Annotated in this window: 6 protein-coding genes, 7 tRNA genes and 4 rRNA genes; all 17 read left to right on the top strand. The window is 44.5% G+C overall.

Features of this window, described 5'->3' with window-relative positions; all coding sequences use genetic code 11:
- The first annotated feature begins 83 nt into the window (after positions 1 to 83).
- The 17 genes from MHI47_RS17090 to MHI47_RS17010 all read left to right on the top strand — a co-directional run bounded on the left by MHI47_RS17090 (position 84) and on the right by MHI47_RS17010 (position 13337).
- On the top strand, positions 84 to 431 hold the full coding sequence (locus MHI47_RS17090) for an anti-sigma factor antagonist (RefSeq protein WP_093537581.1): 348 nt from the start codon (positions 84 to 86) through the stop codon (positions 429 to 431).
- On the top strand, positions 418 to 888 hold the full coding sequence (gene rsbW / locus MHI47_RS17085) for an anti-sigma B factor RsbW (RefSeq protein ID WP_340831614.1): 471 nt from the start codon (positions 418 to 420) through the stop codon (positions 886 to 888). The genes MHI47_RS17090 and rsbW overlap by 14 nt, the downstream gene beginning before the upstream one ends.
- The gene (gene sigB / locus MHI47_RS17080; protein ID WP_093537583.1) at positions 866 to 1651 is read left to right on the top strand and encodes an RNA polymerase sigma factor SigB; all 786 of its coding nucleotides are present in this window, start codon (positions 866 to 868) and stop codon (positions 1649 to 1651) included. The genes rsbW and sigB overlap by 23 nt, the downstream gene beginning before the upstream one ends.
- The gene (locus MHI47_RS17075; RefSeq protein WP_093537584.1) at positions 1648 to 2244 is read left to right on the top strand and encodes a PP2C family serine/threonine-protein phosphatase; all 597 of its coding nucleotides are present in this window, start codon (positions 1648 to 1650) and stop codon (positions 2242 to 2244) included. Before sigB ends, MHI47_RS17075 begins: the two co-directional genes overlap by 4 nt.
- Before the next feature lie 85 nt (positions 2245 to 2329).
- Positions 2330 to 4495, top strand: a complete 2166-nt coding sequence (locus tag MHI47_RS17070; RefSeq protein ID WP_340831613.1) for a Tex family protein — start codon at positions 2330 to 2332, stop codon at positions 4493 to 4495.
- A gap of 65 nt (positions 4496 to 4560) precedes the next feature.
- Complete coding sequence (locus MHI47_RS17065) at positions 4561 to 5031, top strand: SprT family protein (protein ID WP_340831612.1); 471 nt, start codon at positions 4561 to 4563, stop codon at positions 5029 to 5031.
- Between the two features lie 80 nt (positions 5032 to 5111).
- A tRNA-Asn gene (locus MHI47_RS17060) sits at positions 5112 to 5186 on the top strand.
- A gap of 4 nt (positions 5187 to 5190) precedes the next feature.
- Positions 5191 to 5262, top strand: a tRNA-Glu gene (locus MHI47_RS17055).
- A gap of 34 nt (positions 5263 to 5296) precedes the next feature.
- Positions 5297 to 5372 (top strand) — tRNA-Asp (locus tag MHI47_RS17050).
- Between the two features lie 3 nt (positions 5373 to 5375).
- Positions 5376 to 5450 (top strand) — tRNA-Gln (locus MHI47_RS17045).
- Positions 5451 to 5455: 5 nt separating this feature from the next.
- Positions 5456 to 5528: transfer RNA gene (locus tag MHI47_RS17040), tRNA-Lys, on the top strand.
- 64 nt (positions 5529 to 5592) lie between these two features.
- Positions 5593 to 5679: transfer RNA gene (locus tag MHI47_RS17035), tRNA-Leu, on the top strand.
- 28 nt (positions 5680 to 5707) lie between these two features.
- Positions 5708 to 5781: transfer RNA gene (locus MHI47_RS17030), tRNA-Gly, on the top strand.
- A 157-nt stretch (positions 5782 to 5938) separates the two neighbouring features.
- A 16S ribosomal RNA gene (locus MHI47_RS17025) occupies positions 5939 to 7492 on the top strand.
- A 195-nt stretch (positions 7493 to 7687) separates the two neighbouring features.
- Positions 7688 to 10616 (top strand): 23S ribosomal RNA (locus MHI47_RS17020).
- A gap of 109 nt (positions 10617 to 10725) precedes the next feature.
- Positions 10726 to 10841, top strand: a 5S ribosomal RNA gene (gene rrf / locus MHI47_RS17015).
- Between the two features lie 942 nt (positions 10842 to 11783).
- Positions 11784 to 13337, top strand: a 16S ribosomal RNA gene (locus MHI47_RS17010).
- Together the 16S, 23S and 5S rRNA genes with 7 tRNA genes alongside form the textbook arrangement of a ribosomal RNA operon.
- Positions 13338 to 13402: the final 65 nt, after the last annotated feature.

Raw genomic sequence — 13402 nt, 5'->3', positions numbered from 1 at the left:
AGGTTTATTAATAACTGCTTTGTGGTATAGAGACTATAGACAATAGATAATAGACTATATATAGCGAAAACGGGGGAATAAAAATGAATATTTCAGTTGAATTACAAACGATAGCTGAATTGCATATTAAAGGATTAATTGGTGGAGAAATTGATGCTTTTACAGCGCCGATTTTAAGAGAGAAACTTGCAGAGGTAACCTTACAGGATAATATACATGTTGAATTGAATTTACAAGATGTTTCCTATATGGATAGTACGGGACTAGGTGTTTTTGTGGGCTTTTATAAGAGCGTCATAGCTGCAAATGGTCATATGGAGTTAACGGGACTTTCATCTAGATTGAAGCGCTTATTTGATATTACTGGTTTAGTGGAAATTATGGATATACAGGCTAGAGATGAAGAGGTGAAAATAGATGAAACCGTTTGATTATGTTGAAATTCGGGTGCCTGCAAAGCCTCAATATGTTAGCGTTGCTCGCCTCACAATTTCTGGTTTGGCCAATCGTATCGGATTTACGTATGATGATATCGAAGACTTAAAAATAGCTGCAAGTGAAGCGATTACAAATGCAGTCCAACATGCATATGCGGATAATGAGGAAGGCGAAGTGGTTATTGGCTGTGCATTATACGATGAAAAAATAGAAATCATGGTAGCGGATCATGGTAAAAGTTTTGACTTTGAAGAAACGAAAGCAAAAGTCGGCCCTTATCATGATTTAGAGGAAGGATCTTACTTGAGAGAAGGAGGTCTTGGTTTATATTTGATCGAGACATTAATGGATGAGGTTAAAGTACATCACCAAGAAGGCGTTACTGTATTTATGACGAAACATGTCAGAGTAGAGCAGGTGGATGAAAATGTCGAACACGTCCCTTCCTAATAAAGAATCGAAAGAGAAAATATTGGGTTGGATCAAAGAATATCAAGAGACAGAAAGTGAAGAGGCACAAACTAACTTAGTACTGAATTACACTAGGTTGGTAGAATCCATTGCTCGAAAATATTCTAATGGTAAATCGCATCATGAGGATATCGCCCAAGTCGGCATGCTTGGTCTTCTTGGAGCTATCCGAAGATATGATCCATCATTCGGAAAAAACTTTGAAGCTTTTGCTATCCCTACCATTATCGGAGAGATAAAACGCTTTTTAAGAGATAAAACTTGGGCTGTACATGTTCCAAGAAGGATAAAAGAACTTGGACCACGAATCCGAGTAGCAGTGGAAACACTAACAGTGGAATTCCAACGTTCTCCTATTATTCCGGAAATCGCTGATTTTCTAGGTGTAGAAGTAGAAGACGTGCTTGAAGCCATGGAAATGGGTAAAAGTTATCAGGCATTATCTATGGATCATTCACTTGAATCTGACTCAGACGGTAGTACCATTACGTTATTTGATGTTATTGGTAAAGCAGATGGCGAATACGAGAAAACAGATCAACGCTTACTTGTTGCTAATGCACTAAATGTATTATCAGATCGAGAGAAAGAAATCATTCAACTTACATACATGGAGCAGCTTAGTCAAAAAGAAACAGGAGATCGTCTAGGTATATCCCAAATGCATGTATCTAGGATTCAACGAAAGGCTATAAAGAAATTACAGGAGGCCATTTTATTGTCAGGTGAAGTAGTTAAATGATGAATTTTTCAGATGACAAAGTAGATTTGTTTGTATACCAAGAGGCCAAAAGTGGAAATCTAGAATCTGGAGATACTTATTATATTACAAAGACAGATGAGTTTATGCTTTGTGCTATAGCAGATGGGTTGGGAAATGGACCTGTGGCTAAAGAGTCTGCAGATATTATCCCGAAGATTCTAGAGGAATATAAAGAAGAAACATTAGATGAATTACTACTACGTTGCAACGAGTTAATGGTTAGTAAGAGAGGTGCAGCAGTAGCGATAGTTAAAATAGATTATAAACATCAAACTATATCCTATAGCTGTGTTGGTAATGTGAAGTTTTATATGTATAAACGCTCTACCGATAAAATGATTTATCCTCTACCCGTTATGGGCTACTTATCAGGCAGAAAGCAAAAGATTAATACCCAAACATATGCCTGTGAAAAAAATGATTTGTTCATGCTTCACTCAGACGGGGTTGTGATGAAAAGTCCAAAATCCACTATAAAAAATGCCTCGAATGCGGAATGTCTCTATGAAACGATTTTTAAAGAAATTGAACATGGCGACGACTCAACGTTTATAGTAGGAAGCTTACTCTAATATAGGGTAAGCTTTTTTGTTTGGCTTTTTCTAGAAGGTAACAAATATGATAAACTGAGTACTATAAAGAAAGGACGTGTTCATATTGGAAATAAAGAAAATGCTCCAACTTGTTTCAAAAGATACAGGTGTTAAATCATCACAAGCTGAACAAGTTATAAAATTACTAGAAGAGGGAAATACGGTTCCTTTTATAGCACGATATAGAAAAGAACAAACAGGCTCTTTAGATGAAGTCCAAATTAAAGCCGTTGAAGATCGGTATAATTACATACAGCAGTTGGAACAAAGAAAAGAAGAGATCCTTCGCTTAATTGAAGAGCAAGGTAAACTAACCGAAGAGTTAACTGTTTCTATTAAAAATGCGACGGTATTGCAACGATTAGAAGATTTATATCGACCATATAAGCAAAAACGTAGAACAAAGGCTACTATTGCAAAGGAAAAAGGATTAGAACCTTTGGCGGCTCTCATCATGACTTTCCCTAAAGAATCCATTTCTAAGATAGCAGAAGGCTATTTAAATGAAGAACTAGAAGTTCTTTCAGTAGAGGATGCGTTACTTGGAGCTAGAGATATCTTAGCTGAGCAATTTGCTGACGACGCGAAAATAAGAGAGCAAATCCGTAATATTACCCGTGCGGACGGTAAAATTATTACATCGGTCAAAAAGGCAGAGCTAGATGAAAAGAATGTGTTTGAAATGTATTATGAGTACGAAGAACCTGTTAAAAAGATAGTTCCTCATCGTATATTAGCGGTAAACCGAGGGGAAAAAGAAGATATCTTAAAAGTTGCTCTTCAAGTTCCTATGGAGAAAGCAGCTAATGTGATGAAAACACATTGGATTAAACCATCCTCTAGTGATGCAGTGGAACAAATTGAATTGGCGGTAGAAGACTCATACAAACGACTAATTCAGCCTTCTGTTGAACGAGAGATTCGAGCAGAGCTTACAGAAAAAGCAGAAGCTCAGGCTATTCACATATTCTCCGAAAACCTAAGGAACCTACTATTGCAACAACCATTAAAGGGAAAAGTAATTCTAGGTGTCGATCCAGCTTATCGTACTGGGTGTAAATTAGCGGTTGTAGATGATACAGGAAAACTGCTAGAAGTATCGGCTATTTATCCACATGCGCCTAAAATGGATGTGGAGGGTTCCAAGAAAAAAGTACTTGCTTACTTAAAAAACTATCCTATTTCTTTAATAGCTATCGGAAATGGTACCGCTTCTCGCGAAACAGAACAATTCATTGTGGACTGTTTGAAAGAGGTAGAGGGCGAGGTAGCGTATGTAATAGTAAATGAAGCGGGTGCCAGTGTGTATTCAGCATCTGAAACAGCGCGTAATGAGTTTCCTGACTTACAAGTAGAGCAGAGAAGTGCGGTATCTATTGCTAGAAGATTGCAGGATCCTTTGGCGGAATTAGTGAAGATAGATCCAAAAGCAGTAGGAGTAGGACAATACCAACATGACGTTTCGCAAAAGAAATTATCCGATTCCTTATCCTTTATAGTAGAAACTGCGGTTAACCAAGTAGGAGTAAATGTAAATACTGCATCTGCTTCCCTTTTACAATACGTCTCAGGGCTGTCAAAAACAGTTGCAGAAAACGTGGTTAATATGAGAAACGAGCAAGGGAGGTTTACTTCGCGAGCACAACTTAAGAAAATTCCACGCCTTGGAGCCAAAACTTATGAACAAGCAGTTGGGTTTTTACGCGTACCAGATGCAAAAAATCCGTTTGATGCAACAGGAATCCACCCTGAAAGTTATAAGGGAGCGGAGCAGGTACTGGAAATTGCAGGACTTAAGAAGACGCAAATAGGCACAAAAGAAGCAGAAGAGGCACTAAAGAAAATTTCTATTGAAGAAGTAAGTAGAGAGTTAGAAATAGGGGAGATCACATTAAAGGATATTGTAGATACATTGATCAAACCAGCGCGTGACCCTCGTGAAGCATTCCCGCAGCCAATTCTGAAAAAAGATGTACTCAAATTAGAGGACTTAAAAACAGGAATGGAGTTACAAGGAACAGTAAGAAATGTAGTAGACTTCGGTGCATTTGTAGATATTGGTGTAAAACAAGATGGCCTAGTTCATATTTCTAAACTAAAAAAAGGCTTTGTCAAACATCCTTTAGATGTTGTCTCCCTTGGAGATATAGTTACTGTCTGGGTAGAACAGTTTGATGCCAACAAAGGAAGGATTGCATTAACGATGCTTCCTCCTGAACAACAAGTGTAACGAATAGAGTTGTCCAATGGAGATATGCCACTGGACAACCTCTTTTTAAATAGGGGGGAGATAATATGTCTGATGAAAAATTACACGAACTAGTAAGTCATGTATCAAACGAAGTCTTTGGGAAACAATTTCAACATAAAGCATATTTCAACAAAAGACTTAGAACAACTGGTGGAAGGTATATGTTGAGATCGCACAATATAGAAGTGAATCCGCTAGTTTTCGAAAAGTACGGAATGGAGGAATTGCTAGGCGTGATCAAACACGAGCTTTGTCATTATCACTTACATATAGAAGGAAAAGGCTATCAGCATAGAGATACTGACTTTAGGGAGTTACTTAAAATAACAAACTCACCTAGATTTTGTTCTACTTTAGTGGAGAGAAATGTCCGGAAAAGTAAAAAGAGATATACGTATAAATGCGTAAAATGCTCTCTTTCATATAATCGGAAAATTCGTTTAAATACTAGGAAATACCGTTGTGGCAAGTGTTTTGGAGACCTAATGTTAGTTTCTTTTGAAAATCTTAAATAAATTATCAAAAAGTAGTTGACGTTTTGCAAAACCCTCTCTATAATAGAAAAAGTCGAGTAAAACAAAACGACAAAAGTTATTCCGAAGTAGCTCAGTGGTAGAGCAATCGACTGTTAATCGATCGGTCGTAGGTTCGAGTCCTACCTTCGGAGCCATTATGGCCCCTTGGTCAAGCGGTTAAGACACCGCCCTTTCACGGCGGTAACACGGGTTCGAATCCCGTAGGGGTCATTACCATTTATATTTATTACTTTGTATTTTCAACGGTCCCGTGGTGTAGCGGTTAACATGCCTGCCTGTCACGCAGGAGATCGCCGGTTCGATCCCGGTCGGGACCGCCATGTTGGGGTATAGCCAAGCGGTAAGGCAATGGATTTTGATTCCATCATGCCCTGGTTCGAATCCAGGTACCCCAGCCATTTTTGAGCCATTAGCTCAGTTGGTAGAGCATCTGACTTTTAATCAGAGGGTCGTAGGTTCGAATCCTACATGGCTCATCAAATTGTTGTTGACATTTAAGGTGTTCGAGAGTATAATCAACCTTGTTCTGTTAAGTACTAAGCGGTCGTGGCGGAACGGCAGACGCGCTAGGTTGAGGGCCTAGTGGGGGATAACCCCGTGGAGGTTCAAGTCCTCTCGGCCGCACCAGTCACATAACAATTTAACAAAAATTAATGCGGGTGTAGTTTAGTGGTAAAACCTCAGCCTTCCAAGCTGATGATGAGAGTTCGATTCTCTTCACCCGCTCCATTATTTAATATCATTGAATATTGAACATTGAAAACTGAACATGCAAAACGTTAAGAAACATAGCTTTCAACTAACTTAGTTAGTATGATAGCAAATCAATTTTTGACATCATTTAATGATGATGCCAGCAAAACAAATTGAGCTTTTTAAGTTCTCTATTATGGAGAGTTTGATCCTGGCTCAGGACGAACGCTGGCGGCATGCCTAATACATGCAAGTCGAGCGAATGACGAAGAAGCTTGCTTCTTCTGATTTAGCGGCGGACGGGTGAGTAACACGTGGGCAACCTGCCCTGTAGATTGGGATAACTCCGGGAAACCGGGGCTAATACCGAATAATCCATTTCCTCTCATGGGGAGATGTTAAAAGACGGTTTCGGCTGTCACTACAGGATGGGCCCGCGGCGCATTAGCTAGTTGGTGAGGTAACGGCTCACCAAGGCGACGATGCGTAGCCGACCTGAGAGGGTGATCGGCCACACTGGGACTGAGACACGGCCCAGACTCCTACGGGAGGCAGCAGTAGGGAATCTTCCACAATGGACGAAAGTCTGATGGAGCAATGCCGCGTGAGTGAAGAAGGTTTTCGGATCGTAAAACTCTGTTGTGAGGGAAGAACAAGTACGAGAGTAACTGCTCGTACCTTGACGGTACCTCATTAGAAAGCCACGGCTAACTACGTGCCAGCAGCCGCGGTAATACGTAGGTGGCAAGCGTTGTCCGGAATTATTGGGCGTAAAGCGCGCGCAGGCGGTCCTTTAAGTCTGATGTGAAATCCCACGGCTCAACCGTGGAAGGTCATTGGAAACTGGGGGACTTGAGTACAGAAGAGGAAAGCGGAATTCCAAGTGTAGCGGTGAAATGCGTAGAGATTTGGAGGAACACCAGTGGCGAAGGCGGCTTTCTGGTCTGTAACTGACGCTGAGGCGCGAAAGCGTGGGGAGCAAACAGGATTAGATACCCTGGTAGTCCACGCCGTAAACGATGAGTGCTAAGTGTTAGGGGGTTTCCGCCCCTTAGTGCTGCAGCTAACGCATTAAGCACTCCGCCTGGGGAGTACGGTCGCAAGACTGAAACTCAAAGGAATTGACGGGGGCCCGCACAAGCGGTGGAGCATGTGGTTTAATTCGAAGCAACGCGAAGAACCTTACCAGGTCTTGACATCCCGCTGACCGGCCTAGAGATAGGCTTTTCCCTTCGGGGACAGCGGTGACAGGTGGTGCATGGTTGTCGTCAGCTCGTGTCGTGAGATGTTGGGTTAAGTCCCGCAACGAGCGCAACCCTTGATCTTAGTTGCCAGCATTCAGTTGGGCACTCTAAGGTGACTGCCGGTGATAAACCGGAGGAAGGTGGGGATGACGTCAAATCATCATGCCCCTTATGACCTGGGCTACACACGTGCTACAATGGACGGTACAGAGGGTCGCAACCCCGCGAGGGTGAGCAAATCCCATAAAACCGTTCTCAGTTCGGATTGTAGGCTGCAACTCGCCTACATGAAGCCGGAATCGCTAGTAATCGTGGATCAGCATGCCACGGTGAATACGTTCCCGGGCCTTGTACACACCGCCCGTCACACCACGAGAGTTTGTAACACCCGAAGTCGGTGGGGTAACCCTTACGGGAGCCAGCCGCCGAAGGTGGGACAGATGATTGGGGTGAAGTCGTAACAAGGTAGCCGTATCGGAAGGTGCGGCTGGATCACCTCCTTTCTAAGGATAATATCGGAATACGAATCTTTATTCGTATCTTAACGTTTTGCAGTTCAGTTTTGAATGTTCATTTTATATGAAGATTCAACTCTTGTTCTTTGAAAACTGGATAAAACGACATTGAAACAATAAACAACAAGAAATTCTGTTGTGATTATTTACGTAATCACGACGTGTAAGACTTTTTAACTTTTAGGTTAAGTTAATAAGGGCGCACGGTGAATGCCTTGGCACTAGGAGTCGACGAAGGACGGCACTAACACCGATATGCTTCGGGGAGCTGTAAGTGAGCTTTGATCCGGAGATTTCCGAATGGGGAAACCCACTGTTCGTAATGGAGCAGTACATTTGCGTGAATACATAGCGCATCTGAGACACACCCAGGGAACTGAAACATCTAAGTACCTGGAGGAAGAGAAAGAAAATTCGATTCCCTGAGTAGCGGCGAGCGAAACGGGAATAGCCCAAACCAAAAGGCTTGCCTTTTGGGGTTGTAGGACACTCTACATAGAGTTACAAAGGAATGAGTTAGACGAAGCGATCTGGAAAGGTCCGCAGGATAGGGTAAAAGCCCCGTAGTCTAAAATTCATTCTCTCTTGAGTGTATCCTGAGTACGGCGGAACACGTGAAATTCCGTCGGAATCTGGGAGGACCATCTCCCAAGGCTAAATACTACCTAGTGACCGATAGTGAACCAGTACCGTGAGGGAAAGGTGAAAAGCACCCCGGAAGGGGAGTGAAATAGATCCTGAAACCGTGTGCCTACAAGTAGTTAGAGCCCGTTAATGGGTGATAGCGTGCCTTTTGTAGAATGAACCGGCGAGTTACGATCCCATGCAAGGTTAAGTCGAGAAGACGGAGCCGCAGCGAAAGCGAGTCTGAATAGGGCGAATGAGTATGTGGTCGTAGACCCGAAACCAGGTGATCTACCCATGTCCAGGATGAAGGTAAGGTAACACTTACTGGAGGTCCGAACCCACGCACGTTGAAAAGTGCGGGGATGAGGTGTGGGTAGCGGAGAAATTCCAATCGAACCTGGAGATAGCTGGTTCTCTCCGAAATAGCTTTAGGGCTAGCCTCAAACGTTAGAATCTTGGAGGTAGAGCACTGTTTGGACTAGGGGCCCATCCCGGGTTACCGAATTCAGACAAACTCCGAATGCCAATGATTTATGTTTGGGAGTCAGACTGCGAGTGATAAGATCCGTAGTCAAGAGGGAAACAGCCCAGACCACCAGCTAAGGTCCCAAAGTATTTGTTAAGTGGAAAAGGATGTGGCGTTGCTTAGACAACCAGGATGTTGGCTTAGAAGCAGCCATCATTTAAAGAGTGCGTAATAGCTCACTGGTCGAGTGACGCTGCGCCGAAAATGTATCGGGGCTAAACAAATCACCGAAGCTGTGGATTGATACCTTTGGTATCAGTGGTAGGAGAGCGTTCTAAGGGCGTTGAAGTCAGACCGGAAGGACTGGTGGAGCGCTTAGAAGTGAGAATGCCGGTATGAGTAGCGAAAGACGGGTGAGAATCCCGTCCACCGTATGACTAAGGTTTCCTGAGGAAGGCTCGTCCGCTCAGGGTTAGTCGGGACCTAAGCCGAGGCCGATAGGCGTAGGCGATGGATAACAGGTTGATATTCCTGTACCACCAAACCACCGTTTGAGTAATGGGGGGACGCAGAAGGATAGGGTAAGCATGCTGTTGGTTATGCATGTCCAAGCAGTAAGGTGTGAATGTAGGCAAATCCGCATTCTATAACATTGAGCTGTGATGGCGAGGACGTATGTCTAGAGTTCCTGATTTCACACTGCCAAGAAAAGCCTCTAGCGAGGTGAAAGGTGCCCGTACCGCAAACCGACACAGGTAGTCGAGGAGAGAATCCTAAGGTGAGCGAGAGAACTCTCGTTAAGGAACTCGGCAAAATGACCCCGTAACTTCGGGAGAAGGGGTGCTCTTTTGGGTTCATAGCCTAGAAGAGCCGCAGTGAATAGGCCCAGGCGACTGTTTAGCAAAAACACAGGTCTATGCAAAACCGTAAGGTGAAGTATATGGGCTGACGCCTGCCCGGTGCTGGAAGGTTAAGAGGAGTGCTTAGCGCAAGCGAAGGTGCGAATTGAAGCCCCAGTAAACGGCGGCCGTAACTATAACGGTCCTAAGGTAGCGAAATTCCTTGTCGGGTAAGTTCCGACCCGCACGAAAGGCGTAACGATCTGGGCACTGTCTCAACGAGAGACTCGGTGAAATTATAGTACCTGTGAAGATGCAGGTTACCCGCGACAGGACGGAAAGACCCCGTGGAGCTTTACTATAGCTTGATATTGAATTTTGGTGCAACTTGTACAGGATAGGCAGGAGCCTTAGAGCCCGGAGCGCCAGCTTCGGAGGAGGCGTCGGTGGGATACTGCCCTGGTTGTATTGAAATTCTAACCCATACCCGTAACCCGGGTAGGAGACAGTGTCAGGCGGGTAGTTTGACTGGGGCGGTCGCCTCCTAAAGTGTAACGGAGGCGCCCAAAGGTTCCCTCAGAATGGTTGGAAATCATTCGAAGAGTGTAAAGGCAGAAGGGAGCTTGACTGCGAGACCTACAAGTCGAGCAGGGTCGAAAGACGGGCTTAGTGATCCGGTGGTTCCGCATGGAAGGGCCATCGCTCAACGGATAAAAGCTACCCCGGGGATAACAGGCTTATCTCCCCCAAGAGTCCACATCGACGGGGAGGTTTGGCACCTCGATGTCGGCTCATCGCATCCTGGGGCTGTAGTCGGTCCCAAGGGTTGGGCTGTTCGCCCATTAAAGCGGTACGCGAGCTGGGTTCAGAACGTCGTGAGACAGTTCGGTCCCTATCCGTCGTGGGCGTAGGAAATTTGAGAGGAGCTGTCCTTAGTACGAGAGGACCGGGATGGACACACCGCTGGTGTACCAGTTGTTCTGCCAAGAGCATCGCTGGGTAGCTATGTGTGGACGGGATAAGTGCTGAAAGCATCTAAGCACGAAGCCCCCCTCAAGATGAGATTTCCCATTACGCAAGTAAGTAAGATCCCTCAAAGACGATGAGGTAGATAGGTTCGGGGTGGAAGCGTGGCGACACGTGCAGCTGACGAATACTAATCGATCGAGGACTTAACCAAATTTTGTTTAACGTAACAATGTCGTTTATCCAGTTTTGAGTGAACAAGCACTCTATTTATAAGGATTTCAAGATACAACGCAGTGCGCTGTAAATTGGAAGCCGAAGAGTCTAGTGATGATGGCGAAGAGGTCACACCCGTTCCCATACCGAACACGGAAGTTAAGCTCTTCAGCGCCGATGGTAGTTGGGGGTTTCCCCCTGTGAGAGTAGGACGTCGCTGGGCACCAAAAAGAAGTCGTTACCGAGTTATATCGGTGACGACTTCTTTTTTTGTTTACTGAAAAATAAGCCGAAGGCAGTTACTATATAAGAAAGTGTACGAGCAAGTGGAATCTGGCAGGAACAGAAGTTAAAATCTAGCGCCAATGGTAGTTGGAGGTTTCTACCAGTGAGAATAGGGCGTCACGGGGTTCTAAAAGATTTGTTGCGGAGTCAGACATTAAGGGATTTTTTTGTATAAGAATTGGGAATAAATATGATTAATTTGGATTAAGACTCTAGTGTTAATAAAATGAAAAAGTAAGAGATTAAATAAACCTAATTTAAACCTTAAAGGATCTATTGGTATTTAACTATTGGGGATTAATTTTATTCAATATACGAAAGTAGAAGACTGTTTAACTCTATAAGAAGGTATGTAAGATGATCTGCAAAAAGGAAATAGAAAAAGCTACAGAGGGAGAGTATACCTTTAAGTTAATTGGAGATGATATAACAGTTGGAATTGATGAGGAGGGTAGTTCCCTTAAATAAACCCCTTTTATATAGTAGAAACAGGAGTGAAACATAGCTGTTCTTGTATAAAATATAGAATTCTAAAAGAAAATACGAAAAGACCTTGCTAATTATCATTATAAGTGGTATAGTTATCAAGTTGTCACTTAAACAAGTGACGTTAAATAAAAAAACAATTTAAAAAAAGTTGTTGACAATCACATCAGGAATTGATATGATTTATAAGTTGTCAAAATGAAATTACAACAACATGAACATTGAAAACTGAACATGCAAAACGTTAAGAAACATAGCTTTCAACTAACTTGTTAGGATGATAGCAAAACAATTTTGGACATCATTTAATGATGATGCCAGCAAAACAAAATGAGCTTTTAAACTAGTTCTAATTTGTTCGCTTTCAATGTGCTCTGCATACTGGAAGTGAACTATTATGGAGAGTTTGATCCTGGCTCAGGACGAACGCTGGCGGCATGCCTAATACATGCAAGTCGAGCGAATGACGAAGAAGCTTGCTTCTTCTGATTTAGCGGCGGACGGGTGAGTAACACGTGGGCAACCTGCCCTGTAGATTGGGATAACTCCGGGAAACCGGGGCTAATACCGAATAATCCATTTCCTCACATGGGGAGATGTTAAAAGACGGTTTCGGCTGTCACTACAGGATGGGCCCGCGGCGCATTAGCTAGTTGGTGAGGTAACGGCTCACCAAGGCGACGATGCGTAGCCGACCTGAGAGGGTGATCGGCCACACTGGGACTGAGACACGGCCCAGACTCCTACGGGAGGCAGCAGTAGGGAATCTTCCACAATGGACGAAAGTCTGATGGAGCAATGCCGCGTGAGTGAAGAAGGTTTTCGGATCGTAAAACTCTGTTGTGAGGGAAGAACAAGTATGAGAGTAACTGCTCGTACCTTGACGGTACCTCATTAGAAAGCCACGGCTAACTACGTGCCAGCAGCCGCGGTAATACGTAGGTGGCAAGCGTTGTCCGGAATTATTGGGCGTAAAGCGCGCGCAGGCGGTCCTTTAAGTCTGATGTGAAATCCCACGGCTCAACCGTGGAAGGTCATTGGAAACTGGGGGACTTGAGTACAGAAGAGGAAAGCGGAATTCCAAGTGTAGCGGTGAAATGCGTAGAGATTTGGAGGAACACCAGTGGCGAAGGCGGCTTTCTGGTCTGTAACTGACGCTGAGGCGCGAAAGCGTGGGGAGCAAACAGGATTAGATACCCTGGTAGTCCACGCCGTAAACGATGAGTGCTAAGTGTTAGGGGGTTTCCGCCCCTTAGTGCTGCAGCTAACGCATTAAGCACTCCGCCTGGGGAGTACGGTCGCAAGACTGAAACTCAAAGGAATTGACGGGGGCCCGCACAAGCGGTGGAGCATGTGGTTTAATTCGAAGCAACGCGAAGAACCTTACCAGGTCTTGACATCCCGCTGACCGGCCTAGAGATAGGCTTTTCCCTTCGGGGACAGCGGTGACAGGTGGTGCATGGTTGTCGTCAGCTCGTGTCGTGAGATGTTGGGTTAAGTCCCGCAACGAGCGCAACCCTTGATCTTAGTTGCCAGCATTCAGTTGGGCACTCTAAGGTGACTGCCGGTGATAAACCGGAGGAAGGTGGGGATGACGTCAAATCATCATGCCCCTTATGACCTGGGCTACACACGTGCTACAATGGACGGTACAGAGGGTCGCAACCCCGCGAGGGTGAGCAAATCCCATAAAACCGTTCTCAGTTCGGATTGTAGGCTGCAACTCGCCTACATGAAGCCGGAATCGCTAGTAATCGTGGATCAGCATGCCACGGTGAATACGTTCCCGGGCCTTGTACACACCGCCCGTCACACCACGAGAGTTTGTAACACCCGAAGTCGGTGGGGTAACCCTTACGGGAGCCAGCCGCCGAAGGTGGGACAGATGATTGGGGTGAAGTCGTAACAAGGTAGCCGTATCGGAAGGTGCGGCTGGATCACCTCCTTTCTAAGGATAATATCGGAATACGAATTTTTATTCGTATCTTAACGTTTTGCAGTTCAGTTTTGAAT

This window comes from Psychrobacillus sp. FSL H8-0487 (assembly GCF_038008385.1).
GTDB classification, from domain to species: Bacteria; Bacillota; Bacilli; order Bacillales_A; family Planococcaceae; genus Psychrobacillus; species Psychrobacillus psychrotolerans.
The sequence above is the reverse complement of the archived record's forward strand: the minus strand, read 5'-3'. Positions and strand labels throughout refer to the sequence as shown.

Excerpts from the sequence above, each read along its gene's own strand:
- MHI47_RS17090 (WP_093537581.1), top strand. The coding sequence starts at position 84 with ATGAATATTTCAGTTGAATTACAAACGATAGCTGAATTGCATATTAAA.
- rsbW (WP_340831614.1), top strand. The coding sequence starts at position 418 with ATGAAACCGTTTGATTATGTTGAAATTCGGGTGCCTGCAAAGCCTCAA.
- sigB (WP_093537583.1), top strand. The coding sequence starts at position 866 with ATGTCGAACACGTCCCTTCCTAATAAAGAATCGAAAGAGAAAATATTG.
- MHI47_RS17075 (WP_093537584.1), top strand. The coding sequence starts at position 1,648 with ATGATGAATTTTTCAGATGACAAAGTAGATTTGTTTGTATACCAAGAG.
- MHI47_RS17065 (WP_340831612.1), top strand. The coding sequence starts at position 4,561 with ATGTCTGATGAAAAATTACACGAACTAGTAAGTCATGTATCAAACGAA.